Below are 23,789 nucleotides of genomic sequence, written 5' to 3'. Positions count from 1 at the left end.
AAATGTTCCGTTTCCACTAATAATGATAAAGCGGCTGGGAAATTGTGAGACTCCTGCAGGGAGATAGAGCCATGGTGAGATCCGCGAGTGGAACGAGCTAGCTCCCCGGCTCCCCGCGGAAAGCGAGCATATCCCAGCCGCTTTTCTCTAATAAAAAGTAAAGGGAACAGACCTATCTTAAAAGCCAAAGAATTGATCAGTCATGAAAAGGGATTTTTCAAAAAAGATTTGTAAGCCCGGTATGCAGCCAGTACTAGAGTTAGTGAGGAGAAGATAAATGAAGCTTCAGGAGCAATTTGTGAAGAATGTAAAATTAGCCTGTGGGCAGGAAGGGGAAAAATGGCTGAAAGAGCTTCCTGAGCTGTTAAGTTATTGTGAAAGCCGTTGGAACCTCACCATCGGGTTCCCCTATACACTTTCCTATAATTATGTGGCACCTGCAGTACGAAAAGACGGAAGCGAAGTCGTCGTTAAGCTATGGCTCCCTGAAGATGGGTATAAGAACGAAAGGGAAACCTTGCAAACGTTAAAATCTAAAGGAATTGTAAATCTGATTGATCATGATCAAAAGAGACGAATATTAATTCTGGATAAAATTACTCCTGGACATAACCTCGCAAAAATTCAAAATGATACAGAAGCAGTTTCTATTGCTTCAGAAGTATTAAGTCGATTAGGTGTTAAACCAGAAAAGTGTCATCTTCCTTCTACAAGAGAAAGGGAGAAGAATTTAACAAAATTCTATAAGAAGAATCCCTACGGTCTTGGTCCAATCTCCGCTGGACTTATTCTTGAAGCACTGCAAGTATTCACCTATTTAAATCAATCTATGAGTAAAAGGGTAGTTTTACATGGGGATTTTCACCACTATAATATATTACAGAGTGGAAGCTCATGGACAGCAATTGACCCTAAAGGACTTGTCGGTGAAGTGGAGTATGACATTATACAATATTTGCTGAATTGCCTGCCGGAAGAGGGGAAGTTTAAGGTTATCAGCCGCAGGATTGAAATTTTTATAGAAAAACTTGGGCTAAACAAAGAGCGTCTCCTACTATGGGGTTTTGCTCATACAGTTCTTGCCACTTGCTGGACGATAAATAAACAATCAGGCGACTACAACAGCACCTTCTATGAAGGTATTTATATTTTCCAGAAACTTTATTATGATAACTTTTCTCGAACAATAGCACGAAGACTAAATTAGTTTACGAAAAGGTGAAATGGGTAATCATACTCCAGAAGAACAATCATAAATGAAGGAGCCGATTATGAGACTAGCTTTTATTTCAGATATACATGGAAACGCAAGCGCTTTGGAAGCGGTACTTCAAGATCTCAAAAATAGAAAAATAGACAAGTTGTTTATCCTTGGGGATCTTGCATTCAGAGGTCTTGAGCCTGAACGCTCTATACAAATAATTCGTGAACTTGAGGCTGAAGTGATTAAAGGAAATGCTGATGAGTGGGTTGTACGTGGCGTACAGCAAGGTGAAGTCCCTGATGATTCACTGGATCTAATGAATGAAGAGAAAGAATGGACGACGAATAAAATGAAAAGTGAGTCTGTATATTATTTAGATCAGCTGCCGACTGAAATAGATGAAGACTTTGACGGAGTGCATATCCACGCTTTTCATGCTCTACCCGATAATTTATTTGAAGTCGTTCAACCTTCCTTCTCAGATGAATCCATGAAGGAGAAGTTAATGAAAAATGATGAAGCTGATATATATATTTATGGTCATATTCATCAGCCATTCATTCGTCATATTGAGGGAAAGATTATTATTAATACAGGAAGTGTAGGTCTCCCTTTTGATGGGCTTGCTCAGCCGTCATATGCTGTAGTAGACATTGAAGAGGAAGGGGTTCAAGTTTCAATTATTCGTACGAGTTACAACCTGGAAGAAACAGTAGAAGAAGTGAAATCTTCGGACTATCCGCAAAAGAAACTGTTGAGAGAGCTTCTTATGAATGCTTCTACAATTAAATAAGCGAATTTAAGATTAATCAGGCTGTAAGGCCTGATTTTTTTATTTTTATTTGTTATCGTTTGCATATGTTTGACTGGGTTAAGGCCAGGGTATCTCCGGAAATGTACTAATTTATATACATTGCAGGAGGTCCTTATCATGTCAAAAGGAAAAAGTATTCATGCGTTAGTCATACTCATGTTTACTCAGTTTATATCTGGAGGAGTAACGAACACTAAAGGCATTGTCCTGGATCAGGTGGAAACAGACCTGGGACTCGACATGGGCGAGTTTGGATTTATCGTTTTCATCTTCCAGCTAGGCTTTACATTAGCCAGTGTAATCATCGGCTATTATACAGATAAAAAAGGCTTACGGACGATGACCATCATAAGTGCCATAATTATGGCTGGTGGATTTGTCGGAACCGGTGCAGCACCAAATATTATGTTTTTCTTAGGCTTTTATATGATTATTGGTTTTGGACTTGGTGCGCTAGGTGTTGCTTCAAATGCGATCGTACCGGCCGCTTATCCTGAGAAGCAGCGTCAGATGTTTAACTACGCAATGGGTGTATACGGACTGGGAATGGTTCTCTTTCCTCAGATTCTAAATTATCTGTTTCAGTTTGCATCCTGGAGAGTATTTTACGTAGGAATCGCTGTTTTAATTGTAGGAGTAATTATTTATATCACTTCTGTCGCCTTCCCGGTAGGAAAGGTAGAGAAAGTCAACCTTAAGGCTTTTATTCCTATGTTGAAAGATGCTCAGTTCGTCTTTTTGATGGTGTTCTTAATGCTTCAAGTATCTTCAGAGGTATCGTTCACCAACTTTTTCCCAAGCTATCTGAAATCGCTTGAACTTGGCGGCATCTCAGAAAGTGAAAAAGAGGATATGGTAGCCACCATTCTTTCCCTGTTTTCTGTATTCTTTATGGCTGGACGCCTCGGAGTGGCTTATCTGTCCAATTGGATAAACGAACGGATAATATTAATAACATTCTCAGCTGGATCAGTAATTATGGTAGGAATCAGTTTTCTGTTCGCCAACAGCGTTCCTTATTTGTTTGCCGGTGCAGGGCTATTCTTCTCGACTCTATTCCCTACGGCCACGGCATTCGGTACTCAGCTTTCTAAGAATAGCGGTTCCGCGCTTGGATTAATTTATATTGCCTCTGGAATTGGTGGAGGAATCGCTGGTTATATTGTAGGAATGGCTTCGGAAGCTTTTGGCCACACAGGAGGGTTTAGTGTTGTTCTTATTTTCCTAGCATTAATGTTTATAGTGTCCCTTTTCTTAAATAGTGAAAAATCCAGTCAAAAAGCGGCAGCCTAGAAAAAAACCTCTGAAGAGTTTAATCTTCAGAGGTTTCTTTAATTTGTAAAGTAAGCATTGATAATCATTTGGATAGTTTCAGAAGAAAGGCGAAGGTGTTCTACTTCTGTACCCTCTATTAATCTCTGAGTATTGTGATCTTTAAAAGCTATATTTCCCGCTAAATATACACGAAAAATATCAACCATGCCGTTTAACTGCTTCTCTTCTTCACTCAGTTCATATTTGCCCTGGCTGTTTACGAGGTCAAGCTGATCAAATTGAAGAGCTTCTTTAAACATGTTCATAATTTCAAAGTTTGTCGGCGGTTCAGGGTTCGTAATGTTATAAATTGTATGAGGCTCAGCTTTTGTGACAGCCAGGCTCAGCACGTCTGCTACGTAATCAACAGGAACAAAATTTGATGTTCCTTCCTGATTGGCAATGACTCGATATTTCTCGTTTTGATCAGCATCTTTTTTTCTCATCATCCGGCGCTTAAAAATATCCAGGGCTCTCATGAAACCATACAGGGTGAATTCTGAATCTGCTTCACCTGTTTCAGAATCCCCTACAATTATAGCCGGACGGAAAATAGAAACATCCATCTGGTCACTATATGAAAAGACAAGATGCTCCGACTTCACTTTGCTGGCTTCATAAGGATTGTGATACTCAGCATCCAGCGGATAAAGCTCTTCGATTCCATGACTGTTTTTTCCTACAGTATAAGCAGTACTTATATAGAAAAACTTTTTGACACCAAGTTCTTTCGCCAGCTCTAACGTATTAAGAGTGCCTGTATAATTGATCGCAAAAAGCTCCTCACTAAGGTCGTGATCGAATTTTACAAGCGCTGCTGAGTGATAAAAACAATCGATTTTGCCTCTAAGCTGACTGAAAATTTCTTCCGATAGTCCACAATAGGGAGAAGTAATATCTCCTTCAATAATGTGAATTCGCTGCTGTTTCTCTGATGAAAAAGTTTTTTTAAGCTGATTGGCTTTTCCTAAGTTTCGGACGAGCAGGAACACATGATGCTCCTTATCTTTCATTAAGTTATGAATTAATTTCCCACCTAGAAAACCAGTCGATCCGGTTAAAAATATATTCAAATCCTTCACTCCGTTTCGGCGTTTCTAAGAGATCTGTTTGGCCGGCTTCACACTATGTTTCCGATTCCCTTTAAGAAAGTCGAGAGTGATCCGATTAAATTCTCTATACTTTTCAATATTACAAACGTGGCCGCATTTTTCAATAAGTTCTAAGCTGGCATTTATATCCTGTTTAATATCTTTTTTTAGATTGGATAAAAAGAGGTGGTCTTCACTTCCTGAAACATAAAGCTTAGGAATTTTTTGGGCAAGCTTTGGGACCAGGTCATAACTTTTACCAACACGATGAGCAATATCAAACCAGCCAATAAAGTCTTCACGTTTCATTTTCCGTGCTTCTCTGACAAACGTGTCCCTGGATTGTTTATGATTGGCTTTAGGCATAATAATAAATGCAAACAGGTGATATAACCACAAATGAGGAGTGATAGATTTTATCATTTTTCCAAGGAAAAGAAGGACTTTAGAAACGAAGTTAAATTCAGTAATGGCACCGGTTAGAACAGCACTGATCACACGATCAGGATGTGATTTCATTAAATAATGAATCATTACAGATCCTAAAGAAACTCCTATGAAATGGGCTTTTTCAATATTTAATCCATCTAATGTAGCGATAATATCTTCGACTACAGCTTCTTCGCTAAAAGAGTTCCCATATTTATCTATACCAAAAGAATTTCCATGCCCAGGAAGATGGAGTGTAATTACGTTAAAATGCTCTTTATAAAACTTCAATTGTCTTACAAAAATATTAGAGTTGCCGCCTATACCATGAAGCAGCACAAGGTATTGTTGATTTTCATCATTATTATAGATTTTATAATCTAACACGAGGGAGCCCTCCTGTATGCTCATACTTAAGAAGTAATTTCTTCAAACTTCGACAGAGAGATCTGCCTCCCCTCATAGTAAAGCATAGAGGGACTTGGTGCTAGTATTAATAGGTGAATTCATGTATTTTTTGTGAACTTTGTGACAACCAGACGAAAAAATTGGATAGGGGTGGAAATTTTGAGGGATTTTAAGTATTTATCGTCCAACATATCCTGCAACAGAGAGAGCCAATAGCGCTATTGTAATTACTACGATGATAATGGGGATCCACACTAGAATTTTGACTATTCGACTTTGCATGGGTTACATTCTCTCCTTTTTTAATAAATGAGATAATGTTATTTGTACATTACCATTATTTGGCCGGTCTCTAAACCTCCCAATACTTTCTGGGAAAATGTTGCTGAAGCGTAAGCTATGTTAGCAAAAAGGGAGGGGGAAGACCAATCTGTTTTAAGAGTATTTTCCATCAACTTGCTTTGCGTTCAGCAGATATGCTATTTTATTAGTAATGCCATCCCATCGTAAAATACGACTGCGGGAACTTAACCATTTCCTAATGGGGTGGCAGGTTACATATATGTAAAGAAGCGAGGCTCATTAGGAGCCTCGCTTCTTTTATTTATTCAAAAAAAGGAACTGATCCGTCAAACTTCCGGAGTTATATAGAGTCAAGCTGAGATCGACGAATGGAACGATCTCACTCACCGGCTCCCAGGTGGAGGCGAGCTATCTCTCAGCACATATTCTCCACGCTAAAACGGAACAGCTCCTTCTTTTTCTTCGGCCTTTTAAACGCGGGGCGCTTAACAGTGTCTCGCTTTTTTGTATAATTCTGTTATTGAAAACGCTTCAAAATATAGAGAAAAAAGAAAAAATATATAATTTTCAGAATACGGGGTTGTTATTAAGAAAGGACAGGTATAGAATACTTCTTACGATTTAAAATTGAGAGGAGGCTCAGCGATGCTTACATTTGTTGCATCCATTGTTTTACTTATCGCAGGTTATATGATTTACGCGAAGGTGGTCGAACGGATTTTTGGCATTGACGATCGTAATCAGACTCCTGCTTATTCCCAAAATGATGGCTTTGACTTTACACCGATCAGCTGGTGGAGAGCGAGCCTTATTCAATTACTTAATATCGCTGGGCTTGGTCCGATTTTCGGGGCGGTTATGGGAGCCCTTTATGGACCCGTAGCATTTATCTGGATTGTAATCGGCTGTATTTTTGCTGGTGGAGTTCATGATTATTTCAGTGGTATGATGTCTGTAAGATATAAAGGTGCTCAATTTCCAACGATTGTTGGTAAATTTCTTGGGAAAAATATGCAAACCTTTATTAATATCTTTTCTATTGCTTTAATGGTCCTTGTGGCCGCTGCTTTTACGGCAGGACCTGCTGAGCTTGTAGCCCAGCTGACACCTTTGAGTTTCATGGCAGCATTAGTTATTATCTTTGTTTATTTCTTAATAGCTACAATGCTTCCTGTCCATAAAATTATCGGACGTATCTATCCGGTGCTTGGAGCAATCTTAATATTTATGGCTGTTTCCATTGGAATTGGTCTGTTTTTCTTCGACAATACCGTTCCTAATCTTACATTAAGCAATCTGCACCCAGGAGAGCTGCCGATTTGGCCGCTTATAATGGTGACGATATCCTGTGGGGCGATTTCTGGATTTCATAGTACACAAAGCCCGATACTTGCACGGACGCTGAAGAAGGAAAGCGAAGGACGCAAAGTGTTTTATGGTGCGATGATTGGTGAAGGTGTTATTGCCCTGATCTGGGCCGCTGCAGGTATGGCATTCTTCGGCAGCACCGGAGGCCTTCAATCTGCATTAGACGCGGGAGGACCTGCTGGAGTTGTTAATGAAATCAGTTCTACAACATTGGGCGCGTTCGGTGGAATTCTAGCTGTTCTAGGCGTAATTATCCTTCCGATCACAACAGGAGATACAGCTCTTCGTTCCTCACGAATGATGCTGAGTGAGCTTTTGACGAAAAAAGGATCCAATCCTTCGACAGGTAAGCTGAAGAATGGACTAATCTTATTAGTTCTTGGTGGTCCGGCTTTTTATCTTTCAACAATTGATTATACCTTCCTGTGGAGATACGTAGGATGGTCCAACCAGGTTGTTGCGACAGTAATGCTTTGGACGGCCGCCATTTATCTGCTGGAAAAGCAGAAGTTTCACTGGATCTGCAGTATTCCTGCCTTGTTCATGACAGGAGTGGTGAGCGCATATATCTTCTATGCTCCTGAAGGTTTTGGACTGCCATATGATGTGTCTATGTGGATCGGTGCGGTTATATGGCTTGTTGTTCTTGCATGGTTTATTAAGAAGCTTGTGCAAAACAACTCCCATAAGAAATACGGCAAGAAACCGGTATTTAGAGCCAGTTAATATGTTGTAAGCTGCCTTTGAACTAAAAAGGCAGCTTATTTTATTGAGTCTTCTTCCATGCGGAACTTTTCAACAGCGTGCATGACCTGAATGCGAAGTTCCTGTTCAATATCTTCCCGGTCTTCTGCAGGGAAAGCAGAGCTCAGTTTTTTAATTTTAGGTTCAAAACGTTCGATGAGCTGACTGATGGCTTGTTCATCTTCTTTTTGAGCCAGCAGCAGCAAGTCATATAATTTATTTTTCATCTTCCTGCTCCTCATGAATTAACTCTTTTACAGCATCCTCCATCCGGTTAATGCTTTTGTCCAATCTGTATAAAATGAATGAAGCGACACCAATGGGAAACCCGAAACTCTCCACAGCAGAAACCCATAAGTCAAGTTGCATTATAATTGGCCTCCTTGAGTATTTTTAAGTTTCAAACGTGCGCGCTGATAAGACTTAGAAACAGATTGCTGAGAAACCCCCAGCTGGTCAGCAATCTCTTTAAATGTGTAAAGTTCAACCGCATGCTTATACATAATAAACTTTTGTCTGTGTGAAAGCTGTTTAAGGCCGTGGTATAATTTTTTACTCTCAACCATTTCAAACAATGTTTCATAGGAAACTGCTTCTTCATACACAGCGGAACAACTGTCTATTTGATATTCGTTCTGTAAGTGTATATCTTTCCATGTTCCCATCTTTTTTTGCTGATCTTTGGCAGCCCGCCATAAAGCTGTATTTAAATAGGTGACAAATTTGGCTTCAACCTTATCTTGACGGGGCGAAGGCGATAAGGTTACATGTTTATCAGTTCTATAAAGCGGGCTTTTGTTTTGGTAAGGCTTTTTCATCTTCCAACCCTCCTTACTTAAGAATAAGGGGTTTTGTCAAAATTTCACAACCTACTTACGAACTAGTGTTCGCATTTTTGTTTAAAAAAATACCCTTTTATTAAAAAAGGATATGTAAAAAGCACTTTCTAAGTCCTCGTCTAAAAGTGAAGTCAGCAAAATTAAGAACTTTGTGTTTTTTTATATGCCCGGCGATAGAGGATGATTTGCATGAATGTAATCCCCATAAAAAGGCCAATCGCGGCAGGCCACTGGAAAACCGCATTTCGGGCGGTCTGCAAAAGCAGATATAATATGACAGTAAGCACTCCTGTTAATGGAGGGTACACGTAAACTTGCCACTTCTTCATAATAAACTCCTTTATTGAATATATTCCTTACCATAACTCAACTGTTAGCTTTAAACAATGAAAGTTATTAAACAAAAAAACCGGCTGTGCTTATGGGCACGGCCGGTTTTTCAATTATTCCTGGATGAGTCTTCCGTCAAAGAGTTCATCTGGATTGATTGTTTCTCCACGGTCACGAATCTCTCTTAAGTAATCCGCAAACAATTCGCGCTGGAAGTCAGGATCAGCTTCCCATTCTACTTCACCAAAGGTATAATAACCGTCACCTGAACCTGTAGATAAGAAGTTGTTAGTAACGACAGTAAAGGTTCCGTCAATAGTTTCTCCTTTTTCATAAACAGGTGTGCCGTCCCATAATTCAATAGAAGTAACGCGTTCTCCGTCAGATTGGGAAGGATCGTAAACGACGTTCATTCCGGAGAATTGGATTTGCATAAAGTTCCAATCGTCCTCAGCCGGACCTTCTAAAATATCTTTTATTTGTTCTCCTGTCATTTCTGCGGTGACATTATAATTATCAAAAGGAAGAACTTCAAACACTTCACCGTAAGTAATTTCGCCGGCGTCAATATCTGTTCGGATACCGCCGCTGTTCTGGAAGGCAATATCGGCTTCAGCTCTTTCACGCATAGCATCCGTAATCATGTTGCCAAGCTTGCTGACTCCAAGGTTTCCATATTTACGATCTCTTGTAATTGGGCCTTCAGTAGTCGCGACTACTTCATTTTTAACTTCTTCCACTTGGGCATTGTAGTTATTTACGATCTGACGCACTTCTTTATTTTCTCCTGCTAATGGAGCATATGTTTCCAGTAAGTCCACTTCAGAATGGTAGACTTCTTTAGTTTTTCGATCGACGAAGAGCTGAATATGACCCATGGCTCTCGTATATCTTTCGGCCTCAACGACAGGAATTTCGTTCACATGGCCGGCAACTCTTTCATGGGAATGCCCCCCAACGAGAGCATCTACAATGCCATTCTCAGCTGCTGCAAAATCAGCTAATTCACCCATAATTTGACCAGATGGCTCTTGCCAGCCTGGCAGGTGAGAATTGACCATGACGATGTCTGCTCCTTTTTCCTTCAGTTCAGCAGACAGTTCTTCAGAAATAGGAGCTGGATCTAAAAACTCTAATCCTTCCACATGTGTAGAAAGGGTGGACTCAGGTGTTTCTGTAGTTGAAAAACCTAAAATTCCTACTTTATAATCGCCGATTTCAATCATAGTATAAGGCTCTGCCCATTCTGGACGATCTCCCGTTTCTTCCTCAAATATATTTGCTGCTAAAAATGGAAATTCAGCATCTTCTATACGATCTCTTAATACATCAATTCCCCAGTCAAACTCATGGTTTCCTATAGCACTGACATCATAATCAATCGCATTCATCGTTTCAATTGTGGACAACCCTTCAAATGCGTTTGATATTAAAGTACCCTGCATCGAATCTCCTGCGTCAACAACAATGGTACCATCGTCATTGACCGAGCGGAAGTCATCTACAATGCCGCCTACTAAAGGCATACCGCCTTGCTCACTCGTATTTTGCTCTAGATTTCCATGAACATCATTCGTAGATAAAATATCAATAACGTCAAAAACCAGCGGTTTGAAAGATTTGGCGATTTCTTCACGGGACATTGGTTCATTCGGGTTAAAATCCTCTTCAAAATCAATATCAAAAGCACCGGCCAGGACAGCATAAGCTACATAAGGTTTTGCTTTTTCAGGAATAGATTCTACATCGCTAAAATTATTTAATACTTCAGTATCGACTTTGGGAGTTTTCCCATCATTCATAGCAAGTGTAAAAACTTTAGCCATATCTAATTTTGTGATTTGAGCGTTTGGATTGGCTCCTTTTCCTTTGCCGGAGTTATCAGAGAAGAAGATATCTTTAGGATGAACTCCTTTCATTTCCCCTGCACGCTGAAGCATCTGTTTGATTTCTTTTCTCGTAATTTCTGAGTTATTATGTACATTTTCATTCATTATGTTTTGCTCAATCATCAGTTCCGTATTCGTCATGTTTATCGTATCAAGATTTGTATCCGCACTTGCCTTATCTGCCTGAAATAAAGACAATGCCAATATTGGAGCTGCTAAAGCGGTCAAAAGCTGCTTTCTTTTCATAAATTCCTCTCCTTTTAAAATATTATTTAACTATTACAAATGTAACAAAAAGTTGACAATCTATGTATCAATCAATCTATCTAATTTTATTGTCATAGGAAATTTGTCTAATAGTGTCATTAGTACCAGTTAGGAGAAGTGAAGAAAAGGATAAACAATACTAAGCTTCAAAAGATAGGAGGAGGATTATGGGGGCTAAATCAGGCTTATATAAGTTTTTAAGAATATGGAACGATGTCGATGCTGTAAGAAAGGGCAGGATAAAGCAAAGAATTGCGCGTAGAATTACCAGCAAACTTTCAAATAAATTTATAAGGAAGATATTTAAGTAGGTTATGGAAAGACTTTTTACTAAAAGTAAGGCAGGAGCGGACTTCGCCCCTGCCTTTAATATAGAGTTTTCTAGTATTGTACAAGTTCTTTTTCCACTTCATGTTCTTTAATATAGGCCTTTGGAAGGAGAGTCTTTTTAAAATCGAATTCTTCCATGTCCATTCCGAATTTTGCCTTATTTGGGAAATCGGGATTGGCGAGAGCGCTTGTTCCCAGAGCCACGAAATCCGCATGTTCTTCTTTTAACAGTTGTTCGGCTTTATCTGGGTTACCCAGCTGTCCATTCGCAATAACGGGGTGGCCGCTGAAGTTCCTGGCTGCCTGTGCCAATGTTTTAGTTCCAGCACCAAATGAAGACTCTAAAGCATCCTGATCTGTTACATGAATATAGTCAAGCGGAGTATCTCCGATTGCTTTAAAAATCTGTTCTGCTTCACTTTCCCCTTTTTCCCATTTGTGAGAACTGTCAGATACTTTGGCCTGTGAAAGCCGAACACCTAAAATAAAGTCTTCTCCAACAGCTTCTCTAACAAGCTCAATCACTTCTGTCATTAAGCGTACACGGTTGTTAACTGTACCGCCGTATTGGTCTTCACGATTATTTAAATAATCGGTTAAAAACTGGTCAAGCAGATAACCGTTGGCTCCGTGGATTTCTACTCCATCAAAACCAGCCTCTTTCGCCCTTAAGGCACTTTCCTTAAACGATTCTTTCGCTTTTTCAATCTCTTCTATAGTCATTCCTCTTGGTTGGGAAAAAGAGCCTTCTCCGCCGTAAAACCCAAGCTGCTCTCCTTTCGGTGTTACAGGGGATGGAGCAATCGTTTCGTCTGTATAGCTGTTCCCCTGACTTTGACCGCCGGCGTGCATGATCTGAGCGATAAAGAGAGCCCCTTTATCCTGAACAACTTCTACAATCGGCTTCCATGACTCGGTATGACTGCCATTCGCTAAGCCTGGCTGGTTATAGTACCCCTGGCTGTAAGCGTCATCTGGATAGATACCTTCCGAAATAACGGCACTGAAGCCTCCTATAGCAAATCTCTCATAATATTTTTTCATCGTAATGTTGGCCCTTCCGTCATCTTCCGCACTGATTCTAGTCATCGGGGCAACAATCAAACGATTTGATAACTCGCTTTGATTAAGTTTACTTTCAGAAAATAGCTGATTATAGTTCATTTCATTTTCCTCCTTCTAATAAATCACCATATGTGTTCCATACCCTGCGTGTCCTAAATTAAAAATGGCTGATATGTTTTTGTGAGTGAGAGCAGGGAATAAAAACTATATCTAGCAAAGAAAGGAGAAATATACGTGGCTGATATTAAAGCACTTTTCTTAAATGGTTCTTTAAAATCTTCTGAGAGTACCTCCAATACGGAAGGACTCGCTCAGGAAGTGATCGATATTTATTCAAAAGAAGGGGTAGAGAGTGAAATTGTAAGATTGGCCGATTATCATATCCCGTATGGCATCGATAAAGATATGGGCGAGGGAGATGAGTGGCCGCTTCTATTAGAGAAAGTAGTGGATGCAGATATCGTTATTCTCTGTTCTCCTGTGTGGCTTGGAGAAAAAAGCAGTCAGATTACTGTAGCGATCGAAAGGCTGTACGGCAGCAGTAGTGAGACAAATGATAAAGATCAGTCCATCTTTTACAATAAAGTAGGAGGGGCAGTCGTCACAGGAAATGAAGATGGAGCTAAAAATGCGGCTTCCTCCATGTTATATGCCCTTTCGCATATTGGGTTTGTCATTCCGCCAAATGTGGATACTTACTGGGTTGGTGAAGCGGGCCCGGGACCTTCTTATATGGATGAAGGCGGACAGGAGAATGAGTTTACTAAGAAACATGTGGAAATGCTTGCTTATAATACAATGCACCTTGCACGAATCTTTAAAGAAAACTCGATTCCGGCAGTAGGGAATACCATGTAATTAAGGTTAGGAGTCTAATCATAACGGAGAAAAGCGGCTGGGGGGTCGCTCGCTTTTTAGCGGAATTTCGGTGAGCTAGCTCGTTACACTCGCGGATCTCACCGTTCGCCCATGGAAAGCGAGTCTTTCCCCTGGCCCTATCCTCCAAATTCAGATACAGGGAACTAGAGTCTTCTGTGAGAAATAAAAAACCATGCCTTCAGGAAAGCAAATACCACAGGAAGCTCACCTTTCGCCCTTTGAAAGCTAAGGATCTCCTAACAGTTTGTCCTTTGAATTTTACTGATTCATCAGCTTTTCTTCTACTAAATAAAAATCTTTTTCATGACCAGTGAGGAGAGCCAGTTCATGAAGCTCTTCAAGCAAATACTTACGGTCAATATCATATATAAAGTGATCTAACGTATGGTCGGCAGTGTTACTCGCAAAGTCCCATAAAATATCAAATTTATCCTCAGAGATGGATTCGGCCATCAGGTTGATGACTGAAATGAGTTCTGTAATCATCGTATAATCACTCTCCATATAATGGCGAATCTTACCAAGCCCTTTGTGGAGATAATACTCAAAGTCTTCAACTTCCATGATCACACGTGTCTGCTGCTCACTATCCAGAAGATATGGAGTAGGGCTGATATCATCATTAATGGTTAATAAAATATCGGAAATATGATGAAGAGTAGTCAGAGCCGTTTCCGGATCTGAGGCACCCAGAGCTTTAACGGCGACCTCACTCAGTTTCGTGAGCCCCATTTTCATCTCCTGGATTTCTGTTTTTTTATGACCAAATTCTATCATCTTTAAATATTTATCTGTGGATACTTTTTCTGTACCAGGGCCCCAGATTGCGAATAAGCGGTTGTTCTTTAAGCTGAAATCTCCTATTTTTCTATAGAGCTTGACGATTACATCATCTTTTTGGGCCTGATCAATCATATCTTTAAAATGAATCATTTGAATATAGCTTGATTTTGGAATGACCGCAACTTTCTTGGAAGAATAATACTCACTCATAATATCACCTGAATGAGATCCGCGAAATTCTTCCAGTTCATATTTTAATGTTTCTTTAATGATCTGTTTTGAAGTGTTTTTCATCGAATACGTAAAGTTATGGACTTGCATCCAGCTTGACGCGTGATTGATAAAGAAGATAAAGGTTACCAGTGTCAAGGCAGCTAAAAAGACGGCCATGATTGGAATTGCTGAATAGTATTCATTTTCATTATTTGTCAGGAAAAGAAAGATAAATAATACATAAATAAAGCTGCCATGAAAAATTCCCAGCATATGCTGAGTGGTTTTATCCGAAATAAAATTAAACATCATTCTCGGTGAGAACTGAGCGCTGAAGTTGGTTAATACAATGAGCAGAGAGTTGAGTGTAAATGCACTTAATGTCAGAATACCGCCGATTAACGTACTGACGAGTGTCTGGGTGGCCGCTCCGCTGGCACTTAACCACGTGTGGACATAACGGGACATGTTTACTTGTAGATCTAAAAATAAAGTAAATATAACAATAAGAATCGTCCCGCCTATATAAATAAGCGGAACGGACCATAATGTCATTTGCAGCTCGTACTTACGCTGGCGACTGGACATTTGAAAATATTTACGCATGTGAACGGGCAATATGTTTAATAGCTTTTCCTTCATAAGCTGACCTCCGTGCTGGTGAATTCATTGTTGGATAAAGTCAGTTTAACCCTCATCGAGACGTCGTAAACTCATTCTTTTTCTAATAGGAAAGTTTAGGAAAACGTATGGGAAGGAAAATAAGTAGATAATAATTGGTGATAGAAAGGAAGGGAAGAATGAAGACAATACCAAAAGACGCAGGAATGGATCAGACCATGAACATCCTTCGTGAGGGGTATACATTTTTACCTAAGCGCTTTGAACAGCTGGAAACAGATATTTTTCAGACAAGAGTTTTAGGGAAGAAAGTAATTTGCCTGACGGGCGAAGAAGGAGCCCGGTTGTTTTATGATAACGAAAAGTTTCAGAGAGAGAAAGCGATTCCTAAGAGAATTCAAAAGTCCCTTTTTGGGAAACATGCCATTCAAACAATGGATGGAAACACTCATGAACACCGAAAATTACTTTTTATGAGTCTTATGACAAAAGAAAGGATAAAAATTTTTGGCGAAATTGTAACAAAAACATGGCAGCAGCAGGCTAAACAATGGGAGGGATCCATCGTTCTTATGGATGAGGCTAAGGAAGTGCTCTGCCGGTCAATTTGTGAATGGTCCGGTGTACCTTTACAAGAAAAAGAAGTTAAAAAGCGAGCGGAACAGCTCTGGGCCCTTGTCGATTCTTTTGGTGGAGTAGGACCTCGTCACTGGCAGGGAAGAATGGACAGGAAAAAGACCGAAAATTGGATAGAAGAGACCATCTTAAACATACGGGAAGGCAAAATCGAAGCACCAAAAGGAAGTGCGGCTTATGAGATGGCCTTTCACAGAAACTTAGAAGGAGAACCTCTTGATGCCCGGATGGCTGCGATCGAGTTATTGAACGTGCTGCGACCGACTGTCGCTGTTTCGCTATACATTACGTATGCGGCTCTGGCATTACTTGAAGAGCCGGAGCTGACAGATAAGTTAAAGGTAGCTGATGATGAATATATAGGGATGTTTGCACAGGAAGTGCGGCGCTACTTTCCTTTTGCTCCTTTTCTTGGGGCGATTGCCCGCCGCGATTTCATTTGGAATGACTACCCTTTCAAAAAAGGTCAGATGGTTTTCATTGATCTGCATGGCGTCAATCACGATAAAACGCTCTGGGAATCACCTTATGAATTTTATCCTGAAAGGTTCTACGGATGGAACGGGAGCCTTTATGATTTAGTCCCGCAAGGAGGTGGAGAGCATTTTAAAGGACACAGATGCCCGGGGGAATGGATCACTGTGGAAGCCATTAAATCCAGTGCCAAGTTTTTAACCAATGATATAGAGTACAAAATTGCTGAAAATCAGGATCTCGAATATGATGTGAGCCGGATACCTGCCATTCCTAAAAGCGGTGTGGTCTTAACCAATATTAAAGGGGTCTGAATAGTTTAGCGTCTGTTACAAATACTAACAGACGCTATTATTTTTCAGAAAGGCAGGAAATGTCATGACAAGTATTTTAGTTAAAATATTCACCTTGCCAAGCGTGCTTATTTTGTCGATGTATTTCTTAGACACTGTAAACTATACAGCTCTATGGCAGCCAATAGTGCTTGCGGTTGTGCTGCTTATCATTGGAGTAGGAATGGAATATGTATTACTGAGAAAAGGAAATCTGTGGTCGAGCGTATTTCTTGATTTTATTGTGACTCTATTTCTCGTTTGGGGGCTTTCGAACTTGTTTAGCGGCGCTTATGTAAGCTTTGCAGGCGCCCTCATTGTTTCAGCTGTTATTGGAGTTAGCGAATATTTTCTTCATCTTCATTTAATCACTAACAGAAAGCTTTCAGAAACGACTGCTTAAAACCCAGACAGCTGTCTGGGTTTTTTGATGGTTGTAAATCATCTATTATTTATTGCTTGTTCAGATATAGGAGTTTCGTCTGCTTTCAAAAGTAGAACCGGGCGGGGGAACAATTCACTTTCCATGTGTGAATGCGAGCACCTTCAGGGTAAACAATCATGGTCTGGACTCTGATAAAGGCTTCTTTGTTCTTACTAACAAGAGAATCTGGTTCCGTATGCCTGAAATAAGAGAACCGGGCCTGGGGAAACAACTCGCTTTCCATGGGCGAACGGTGAGCTTCCTCGGGCTTTTAGGCCTCGGGGTCTCACCTTGTTCTATCCTCCCATAGGAGTCTCGCCGTTTCCCCCGGCCCTTTACGTTAATTAGGAGAAACGGAAACATTTAGTTAGAGAAGACTATTTCTTGGAAAATGGTTATTGAAACTACAGTGTTCCGTTTCTCCCATTAAATTTAAAGAGGCTGGGAAATGGCGAGACTCCTGCAGGGAGATAGAGCTAAGGTGAGATCCGTGAGTGGAACGAGCTAGCTCATCAGCTTCCCTCGGAAAGCGAGCTAATTCTCAGCTTCGTTTCTCCTTTTATTATAAACGGAACAGTCATCTCACTCCCACTTTAAATCATAGAAGATCACTCGGTTTTATGTGTTACAATGAACCCAACGAATATCTCATCTTGGAGAGGGGAACACGATATGTCGAAAATTTATGTTATTCATGAAAATGATGACTGGACTTCTCATCTGACATCATGGCTGGAAGAACTGGAACTTCCTTATGAGCTGTGGCATCTGGATGAAGGAACGATTGATTTAAATAGTAAGCCGCCCGAAGGGATTTTTTATAATCGTATCAGCGCGTCTTCCCATACGAGAGACCATCGCTTTGCTCCTGAATTCACAGAAGCCGTGCTCGCCTGGCTTGAACGTCATAACCGCGTAGTTGTTAATGGAAGCCGTGCCCTCCGTCTGGAAGTTAGTAAAGTTAATCAGTATATGGCGCTAAACAGCGAAGGGATTTTGACACCAAAGACAGTCAGTGCTGTCGGTAGAAAGCACATTTTAAAAGCCGCCGAACAATTAAATGAATCCTCTTTTATTACGAAGCATAATCGAGCTGGAAAAGGACAAGGAGTTCAGCTGTTTCATTCATTAAAAGCTTTAGAGGAATATGTGAAGGGTGAATCTTATGAAGAGCCGGTGGATGGAATCACATTGATTCAGCAGTACATTCAGGCACCTGAACCTTATATAGTCCGTCATGAATTTATCGGCGGCCGATTTGTCTATGCTGTGAAAGTAGACACATCGGAAGGATTTGAACTGTGCCCGGCCGATGCTTGCACGATTGATGATTCTTACTGCCCGACAGATAAGCCGGAAATGGCAAAGGGAGCGAAATTTCAAATTCTCGACGGCTATTATAACCCGCTGATAAAGAAGTATGAGAAATTTCTTAAAGAGAATGGAATCCAAGTGGCAGGAATCGAAGCTATACAGGATAAGGAAGGGAATTTATATACCTATGATGTCAATACAAACACGAATTACAATTCTGATGCCGAGCGTTTGGCAGGGGTATATGGAATGAAAGAACTAGCGCTCTATTTAAATCAAGAGCTTGAAAAACAAGCGGCTGTCCGATAGATTTACAGCTTCTACCATTGTAAAATAGAATTACAGCTATAAAATAAAAAGCCGTTATGACGGCTGGCCATCTCCCTAGGAGGGGAGGTGGTTGTTTGTCAAACTATGAAGTGCTGATGATCCTTTTAACTTCAAATTTAGTCTTGATAGGGGTCATCAAGATCGTAATTGCGATCATTAAAGAAACAAGAAAAAAGTAACCGTCCAGGCCCCTGGTAAAGGATAGGATGTTACTTTTTCCAATAGATATATGGTCAGCCGTTTATTTGCACGGCTTCTATAGTTGTCTTAGACTGAGTGCTCTTGCATTCAGTCTTTTTAATATTATACCTCTACTATATACGTAAGCTCAACATATTTTAATGTCGTTTATTAAGCCATAATACACCAGATTTAGCCAGGCGCGGAAGGCGGCCGGTCATCGGCTGCTGCATCATGTTACCAAAGCCGTCTGATTTACCAAGAGAGCCGAGTGTTCCTTTTAATTTGATTTCTTTTGGTTTATCTGGTTCTTTCCCTTTAAATATTGAGTGAAGTATTTCAGCGATCTGCTCTCCCTGCTGGCCCGCTAATTGAGCGCTTGGAGAGAATTCAGAGGAAGCGCAGTCCCCAACTACATAAACGTTTGTGTGGGATGGGGTCTGATAGAAGTCATTAACGATAATTTTATCCTGTTCGTCTTTTTCAAACGGCAGTTCACGAACGAGGTAATTTGGTCGTACTCCTGCTGTCCAAATGGTAACGTCGTTAATATAGCAGACTCCGTTGTTACATACACCGTCTTTCTCTACATACCCGACATTCGCATTGTGGATCACTTCTACATCATTGCTCGCGAACCACTCTTCCACATAATTTTGAATTTTTTTATCAAAAGCTCGCAGTACTGTTGCTCCTCTGTCTAATAAGCGGATGTTCAAATCAGAACGGCTTTCGCGGATTTCAGAAGCGACTTCAATCCCGCTTAATCCGGCCCCTACCACTGTTACTTTGCCATAAGCTTTCAAGTTACCTACAGCAAGACCTGCTTTTCTTGCTTTATAGAAGGTCTGCACACTTTCCGTAAATTCGTCAGCTCCGTCAATGCCGTGATAGTTGTCCTCACAGCCCAGGCCGATCAGTAAGTAATCGAACGGTACCGTTTCTTTAAAATCCTTAATATAAACTTGGTCATTTTCTACGTCAATTTTATTAATCTCTTCAAACACATACCTGACTTGATCATGCGCAGGGAATTCCATACGAACGCTCTTATCTGCTTCCGTCCCAGCTGCAATGGCGTAGAATTCTGTTTTAATGGAGTGATATGGATTCCGGTCAATCAATGTAATATGTACATCTTTTGGTATCCCTGAATCCAACAGGCTTAACAGCATTTTTACCCCGCCGTATCCGCCTCCTAATATGACTAGTCGTTTCATTGAAAAACACCATCCTTTAAGGGGCTTTATTATATCATGCGAAACTAAAAGCAGGCTTATCCATAGAAAACGCTTACTGATGATTTACCACTAATAGACTACCAAAAAAATAATAATAACACTAGGAAAAATGCAGTTTTTTTAATAACAAAACATTAGTTTGAATCTTCAAATAAAGGGAAGAGGTTAGTATGAATAGGACATATGACTTAGGAGGTCAAAACATGAGTGAGCGAAATACAGTAATCGAAAATTCATTAACATCTCTCTTAAAGGACGAAAGCTTTCTGCCGGATTTAAAAGCCCAGACTCGTGAGCAGGCCTTTAAATCATTAGTTGCTCTCCTCTCCACCCCAAACCATGTACATAAATCCTATTTGCGGGTGGCTCTTGAGAATGGAACAATCGTCAGAATTCCTGCCTTCCGGGTACAGCATAATGATACACTCGGTCCCTATAAAGGCGGCATACGTTTCCATGAAAGTGTAAATGAAAGCGAGGTTTCTAATTTAGCCCGGCTGATGACTTTAAAAAATTCACTTCACGAGCTTCCTTTTGGAGGAGGTAAAGGCGGAGTGATCATTAATCCTAAAAAGTATTCTGTGAAAGAACTCAATCTCATCTGCAAGAAATATGTTCAGTATTTTAACGATATATTAGGGCCGGATAAAGATATTCCAGCACCTGATGCAGGAACAGGAGAACGGGAAATGGACTGGATGATGGCAGAGTATAAAAACACTCATCCGGGAGAACCATATCGCGGCAGTTTTACAGGTAAAAGTATTATTAATGGTGGTTCTTTAGGAAGAAAGAGCGCTACTGGAAAAGGTGTTTACTTTACTTTCCGTTATATTATGCACGACTTCTTAAACGAGCAGGAGAAATGGCTGCAGGAACAGGACAACAGTTTCGCAGAAAACGCCCTAAAGTTGAAAGATAAGAAAATGAAAGTAGCTGTCCAGGGGTTCGGAAATTTAGGATCAGTCGCTGCCCTTGAGGCCTTTCAATGTAATTACCTTCAAAATGAAGTAGTTGCAGTCAGTGACAGTAATGTGATGCTCTATAACTCAGATGGATTAGATATTCCGGCTCTTGTAAAGTTCGCCAGGGATCATGATGGAGACTTGCCAAAAACGAAGGAAGACTTATCGGAACATAAAATAAAGGCAGATCTCAAAGAAAGAGATTCGCTGCTGGAAATTAACGTAGATGTCCTTATTATGGCTGCCCTTGAAAACCAAATTCATAAAGATAACATGAAAAAAATTAAAGCGCCTATTATTGTAGAGGGGGCCAATGCTCCAATAACCGAAGAGGCTGATAAATATCTTAGTGATAGCGGGACATTAATTATCCCCGATATTTTAGCAAATGCGGGCGGGGTCATTGTCTCTTACCTGGAATGGATTCAAGGAAGAGAGACTCAATTTTATAAAGAAGAGCAGATTTATGAATTGCTTTTTGAAAGAATGCAGAACACGTTGGATACAATTCTTCCACAGTTTTTTGGAGATCCTTTTCCTTTGAGACAAAACTGTTACATCCATTCTGTAATGAAGCTGTCGACTATTTTATTTAAACAAGGAAAACTGTATTAAGTATTGGCTTTGGAAACTCTCAGAGATCCTAACCATGGATTCATTGTTCAGCATATTAGGCTTTCTAAAAATGAAGCGGTGTTACCATTCAGCATGTCAAACAAGCTAAATCCTTTTATTCTCCTGGAAATTCCCGTAATCTAAAAAGCAAAACTACAGCAAAAGAGGGTAAGCGAAATGAAACAGATATATAGTGAGATTCTGCAGTTCAGGGGCTCACATTATGATTTCGGATATAAGCAAGGAGAACTGCTGAAAGGGTCATTAACCATAGAAAACAGAGTGCGACAATGGAAAGTGCGCAAGCCTCGCTTTATTGTAGAAGAAGCGGAAGCAAAGGCTGCCATTACTACTTTTGCACCTCAAGTCTGGGAGGAACTCGAAGGGCTGAGAGATGCACTGGAATGGCCGATGGAAAGAGTTCTAATGGAATTTGGCGGTTATCGGGTCGATTATAAAAAATCAGGCTGCTCCATTATGACAGGAGATGGCTACTTAATTAGAAATTATGATTACATGCCTAAAACTTACGAAGGTCGTTATTCCTTTTTCCAGCCGTCGGACGGAGGCTATGCTATTGCCGGACCAACTCAAAGAATCACTGGCCGCATGGATGGTATGAATGAACATGGACTTGTAATGGGGTATAACTTTATGCACCGCAAGAAACCGGGTAAAGGGTTTATCTGCTGTATGATCGGACGTTTAGTTCTTGAATCATGCGCTAATGTGGATGAAGCTGTAGCGATGCTAAAAGAAATTCCCCATCGTCATTCCTTCAGCTATATTGTATTTGATCCCAGTAACCGGACGTATATCGTTGAAGCCTCACCACGCGGTGTAGAGGTCAGGGAATCCAATGTGTGTACCAATCACTTTGAGCTTCAAAAAAAAGAGAACCGTAACCATCTCACAGATTCATTGAAGCGAATGGAATCTATTAACAATGCTCGCGGCCATATCCGGGGGCCCTATGAAGCGTTTAGACATATGAATGATACAGATAAAGGAGTTTTTTCTAAACAATACAGAAACTGGGCAGGCACGATTCACACATCAGGGTATTTACCACAGGAAATGAAGACATGGTTTGCTCTTGGCGGAGATCAGGAGCCAGAAGAATTTGATTTTAGCCAATGGCTTGGTGGAAAGGACCTTTCGCTTTCAAAAATAACTGGAATAGTAGATACGGATATTCCTTTTGTGCATATGGAGGAAGGAGCTTATTGGAGTGCAAGAAAATAAAATTAGTAATAAAAGAAATTTGGTGCTCTAGAACAGAACGATTGGAATGTATTCCAGAGATAGAGTCGCCGTAAAAGCCGGGTACAGCGGCAGATAGATTACCGACTCATTATTTTGCAGGTTTAATTTTCTTTTTTATGGAAAATGAGTTTACAGTTATGTAAATTGAGGAACAAAGAAAATATAAGCAAACTCAATCGTTTGGTATGAAGAATACATGAGTAAGATGCTGGTAGTGGGAAAGAGCTGACGGGATGTCAGCTCTTTTCTTTAGGGAAATCCGTTTTTCGCCATGAGAAAGGGGAGTTGAAAGGCTTGGGAATACAATACCTGGATTTTTAAGTGAGTATCTGCAGCAGAAAGTAAATCCATCGTTTATTATTTTGTTTGGTTCTTATTCTCATGGGTCAGAACAGGGGGAGTGTGATATCGATTTAGCCTTCTGGAGTGAGCAAGAGCAATCATCTAACTATCTATTTTTAATGACTCAACAATTATCTAAATTATTTAATATAGAGGTAAACTTAATTGATTTGAAAAATGCATCTCTTGTTCTTCAGACCCACATTTTTTTCAACGGAACCGTTATTTTCTCAAAGAATGAGAATTTGCGAAGAAGCTTACAAATGAACGTATGCAGCAAATATGCTCATAAAAATAGTGAAGAGGGTTCTATAAGCGATATGGTTAGGTTTAAGGAAAGAAGGAGTTTTTATGATTGATGACTTAATTATTTGTACGATAAATTCTATGGAACGAAGCATTCATAGAGTTTATGAAGTTTATGAGCAAGAGCCTAATCATCTGCTTGATGTGACTAAACAGGATTCCATCGTTTTAAATATTCAACGGGCCTGCAAAGCTGCTGCTGACCTGGCGATTCACACAATTGCCGAGTATCACTTTGGTCTTCCTCAGACTTACGAGGAATCATTTGATTTATTGTATCGGAAGGGTGTTATTGACCAGTCTATGAAAGATAATGTTAAAAATCTGGAAAAGTTCAGATTTATGGCAGCAGAAGATGCAAAGCGTATTAACTTAAATGAGCTAAAACGAATGATTGAAAAGGACTTAGGAGAACTATCATCTTTTGGAAAACAAATATTGGAATACAAAATATAGAGGCAGTCTTTATTTGG

Annotated in this window: 22 protein-coding genes; 12 read left to right on the top strand and 10 right to left on the bottom strand. The window is 40.2% G+C overall.

The features are described 5' to 3' along the window. Positions 1 to 277: 277 nt before the first annotated feature. The 3 genes from B7E06_RS17130 (at position 278) to B7E06_RS17120 (ending at position 3,311) form a co-directional block, all read left to right on the top strand. Complete coding sequence (locus tag B7E06_RS17130; RefSeq protein WP_082235152.1) at positions 278 to 1,207, top strand: aminoglycoside phosphotransferase family protein; 930 nt, start codon at positions 278 to 280, stop codon at positions 1,205 to 1,207. Positions 1,208 to 1,271: 64 nt separating this feature from the next. Continuing rightward, complete coding sequence (locus tag B7E06_RS17125) at positions 1,272 to 1,997, top strand: metallophosphoesterase family protein (protein WP_082235151.1); 726 nt, start codon at positions 1,272 to 1,274, stop codon at positions 1,995 to 1,997. Positions 1,998 to 2,135: 138 nt separating this feature from the next. After that, positions 2,136 to 3,311 (top strand): MFS transporter, encoded by a 1,176-nt coding sequence (locus B7E06_RS17120; RefSeq protein WP_082235150.1) that lies wholly within the window; start codon positions 2,136 to 2,138, stop codon positions 3,309 to 3,311. 38 nt (positions 3,312 to 3,349) lie between these two features. Here B7E06_RS17120 and B7E06_RS17115 read toward each other — a convergent pair whose 3' ends face one another. Next, complete coding sequence (locus B7E06_RS17115) at positions 3,350 to 4,405, bottom strand: SDR family oxidoreductase (protein WP_082235149.1); 1,056 nt, start codon at positions 4,403 to 4,405, stop codon at positions 3,350 to 3,352. 24 nt (positions 4,406 to 4,429) lie between these two features. Beyond that, on the bottom strand, positions 4,430 to 5,239 hold the full coding sequence (locus B7E06_RS17110) for an alpha/beta fold hydrolase (RefSeq protein ID WP_245807761.1): 810 nt from the start codon (positions 5,237 to 5,239) through the stop codon (positions 4,430 to 4,432). 969 nt (positions 5,240 to 6,208) lie between these two features. Here B7E06_RS17110 and B7E06_RS17105 point away from each other — a divergent pair. Continuing rightward, positions 6,209 to 7,657 carry a carbon starvation CstA family protein gene (locus tag B7E06_RS17105; RefSeq protein WP_082235147.1) on the top strand — a complete coding sequence of 483 codons (1,449 nt, stop codon included), beginning with the start codon at positions 6,209 to 6,211 and terminating at the stop codon, positions 7,655 to 7,657. Between the two features lie 35 nt (positions 7,658 to 7,692). Here B7E06_RS17105 and B7E06_RS17100 read toward each other — a convergent pair whose 3' ends face one another. The 6 genes from B7E06_RS17100 to B7E06_RS17080 form a co-directional block, all read right to left on the bottom strand. Continuing rightward, positions 7,693 to 7,902, bottom strand: a complete 210-nt coding sequence (locus B7E06_RS17100) for a helix-turn-helix domain-containing protein (protein ID WP_179134080.1) — start codon at positions 7,900 to 7,902, stop codon at positions 7,693 to 7,695. Further along, positions 7,892 to 8,044 carry a YvrJ family protein gene (locus B7E06_RS21605; protein WP_143414516.1) on the bottom strand — a complete coding sequence of 51 codons (153 nt, stop codon included), beginning with the start codon at positions 8,042 to 8,044 and terminating at the stop codon, positions 7,892 to 7,894. Before B7E06_RS21605 ends, B7E06_RS17100 begins: the two co-directional genes overlap by 11 nt. After that, complete coding sequence (locus tag B7E06_RS17095; protein ID WP_082235145.1) at positions 8,044 to 8,493, bottom strand: sigma-70 family RNA polymerase sigma factor; 450 nt, start codon at positions 8,491 to 8,493, stop codon at positions 8,044 to 8,046. The genes B7E06_RS21605 and B7E06_RS17095 overlap by 1 nt, the downstream gene beginning before the upstream one ends. A 161-nt stretch (positions 8,494 to 8,654) precedes the next feature. Continuing rightward, a complete protein-coding gene (locus tag B7E06_RS17090) occupies positions 8,655 to 8,843 on the bottom strand; it encodes a hypothetical protein (protein WP_082235144.1) in 189 nt (62 codons plus the stop codon). 114 nt (positions 8,844 to 8,957) lie between these two features. Further along, positions 8,958 to 10,979 carry a bifunctional metallophosphatase/5'-nucleotidase gene (locus tag B7E06_RS17085; RefSeq protein ID WP_082235143.1) on the bottom strand — a complete coding sequence of 674 codons (2,022 nt, stop codon included), beginning with the start codon at positions 10,977 to 10,979 and terminating at the stop codon, positions 8,958 to 8,960. A gap of 402 nt (positions 10,980 to 11,381) precedes the next feature. Further along, complete coding sequence (locus B7E06_RS17080; protein WP_082235142.1) at positions 11,382 to 12,494, bottom strand: oxidoreductase; 1,113 nt, start codon at positions 12,492 to 12,494, stop codon at positions 11,382 to 11,384. Between the two features lie 135 nt (positions 12,495 to 12,629). Here B7E06_RS17080 and B7E06_RS17075 point away from each other — a divergent pair, with 135 nt between their 5' ends. Then, positions 12,630 to 13,253, top strand: a complete 624-nt coding sequence (locus tag B7E06_RS17075; protein WP_082235141.1) for a flavodoxin family protein — start codon at positions 12,630 to 12,632, stop codon at positions 13,251 to 13,253. Between the two features lie 279 nt (positions 13,254 to 13,532). Here the strand turns inward: B7E06_RS17075 and B7E06_RS17070 are convergent, their stop codons facing one another. Beyond that, complete coding sequence (locus tag B7E06_RS17070) at positions 13,533 to 14,912, bottom strand: DUF2254 domain-containing protein (RefSeq protein WP_082235140.1); 1,380 nt, start codon at positions 14,910 to 14,912, stop codon at positions 13,533 to 13,535. Positions 14,913 to 15,070: 158 nt separating this feature from the next. Between B7E06_RS17070 and cypC the strand changes: the two genes are divergently transcribed. From cypC to B7E06_RS17055, 3 genes are all read left to right on the top strand, one after another. Further along, positions 15,071 to 16,315 carry a CYP152 family fatty-acid peroxygenase CypC gene (gene cypC / locus B7E06_RS17065; protein WP_143414515.1) on the top strand — a complete coding sequence of 415 codons (1,245 nt, stop codon included), beginning with the start codon at positions 15,071 to 15,073 and terminating at the stop codon, positions 16,313 to 16,315. A gap of 64 nt (positions 16,316 to 16,379) precedes the next feature. Continuing rightward, the gene (locus B7E06_RS17060) at positions 16,380 to 16,736 is read left to right on the top strand and encodes a DUF2512 family protein (RefSeq protein WP_082235138.1); all 357 of its coding nucleotides are present in this window, start codon (positions 16,380 to 16,382) and stop codon (positions 16,734 to 16,736) included. A 693-nt stretch (positions 16,737 to 17,429) separates the two neighbouring features. Continuing rightward, entirely contained in the window at positions 17,430 to 18,380 is a 951-nt protein-coding gene (locus tag B7E06_RS17055; protein ID WP_082235137.1) for an ATP-grasp domain-containing protein, read from the top strand. Positions 18,381 to 18,739: 359 nt separating this feature from the next. Here the strand turns inward: B7E06_RS17055 and B7E06_RS17050 are convergent, their stop codons facing one another. Continuing rightward, positions 18,740 to 19,801 carry an NAD(P)/FAD-dependent oxidoreductase gene (locus B7E06_RS17050; protein WP_082235136.1) on the bottom strand — a complete coding sequence of 354 codons (1,062 nt, stop codon included), beginning with the start codon at positions 19,799 to 19,801 and terminating at the stop codon, positions 18,740 to 18,742. Between the two features lie 224 nt (positions 19,802 to 20,025). On the opposite strand from B7E06_RS17050, the gene B7E06_RS17045 reads away from it, so the two are divergent. From B7E06_RS17045 to hepT, 4 genes are all read left to right on the top strand, one after another. After that, entirely contained in the window at positions 20,026 to 21,402 is a 1,377-nt protein-coding gene (locus tag B7E06_RS17045) for a Glu/Leu/Phe/Val family dehydrogenase (protein WP_082235135.1), read from the top strand. A gap of 177 nt (positions 21,403 to 21,579) precedes the next feature. After that, positions 21,580 to 22,647 carry a C45 family autoproteolytic acyltransferase/hydrolase gene (locus B7E06_RS17040; RefSeq protein ID WP_082235134.1) on the top strand — a complete coding sequence of 356 codons (1,068 nt, stop codon included), beginning with the start codon at positions 21,580 to 21,582 and terminating at the stop codon, positions 22,645 to 22,647. A 326-nt stretch (positions 22,648 to 22,973) separates the two neighbouring features. Then, the gene (gene mntA, locus B7E06_RS22435) at positions 22,974 to 23,369 is read left to right on the top strand and encodes a type VII toxin-antitoxin system MntA family adenylyltransferase antitoxin (RefSeq protein WP_143414580.1); all 396 of its coding nucleotides are present in this window, start codon (positions 22,974 to 22,976) and stop codon (positions 23,367 to 23,369) included. Further along, positions 23,362 to 23,772 (top strand): type VII toxin-antitoxin system HepT family RNase toxin, encoded by a 411-nt coding sequence (hepT, locus tag B7E06_RS17030; RefSeq protein WP_082235132.1) that lies wholly within the window; start codon positions 23,362 to 23,364, stop codon positions 23,770 to 23,772. The genes mntA and hepT overlap by 8 nt, the downstream gene beginning before the upstream one ends. Positions 23,773 to 23,789 lie beyond the last annotated feature (17 nt).

The organism is Halobacillus massiliensis (assembly GCF_900166625.1).
Lineage (GTDB): Bacteria > Bacillota > Bacilli > Bacillales > Halobacillaceae > Halobacillus_A > Halobacillus_A massiliensis.
Note: the sequence above shows the minus strand (reverse complement) of the source record. Positions and strands in the feature narration are given on the sequence as shown.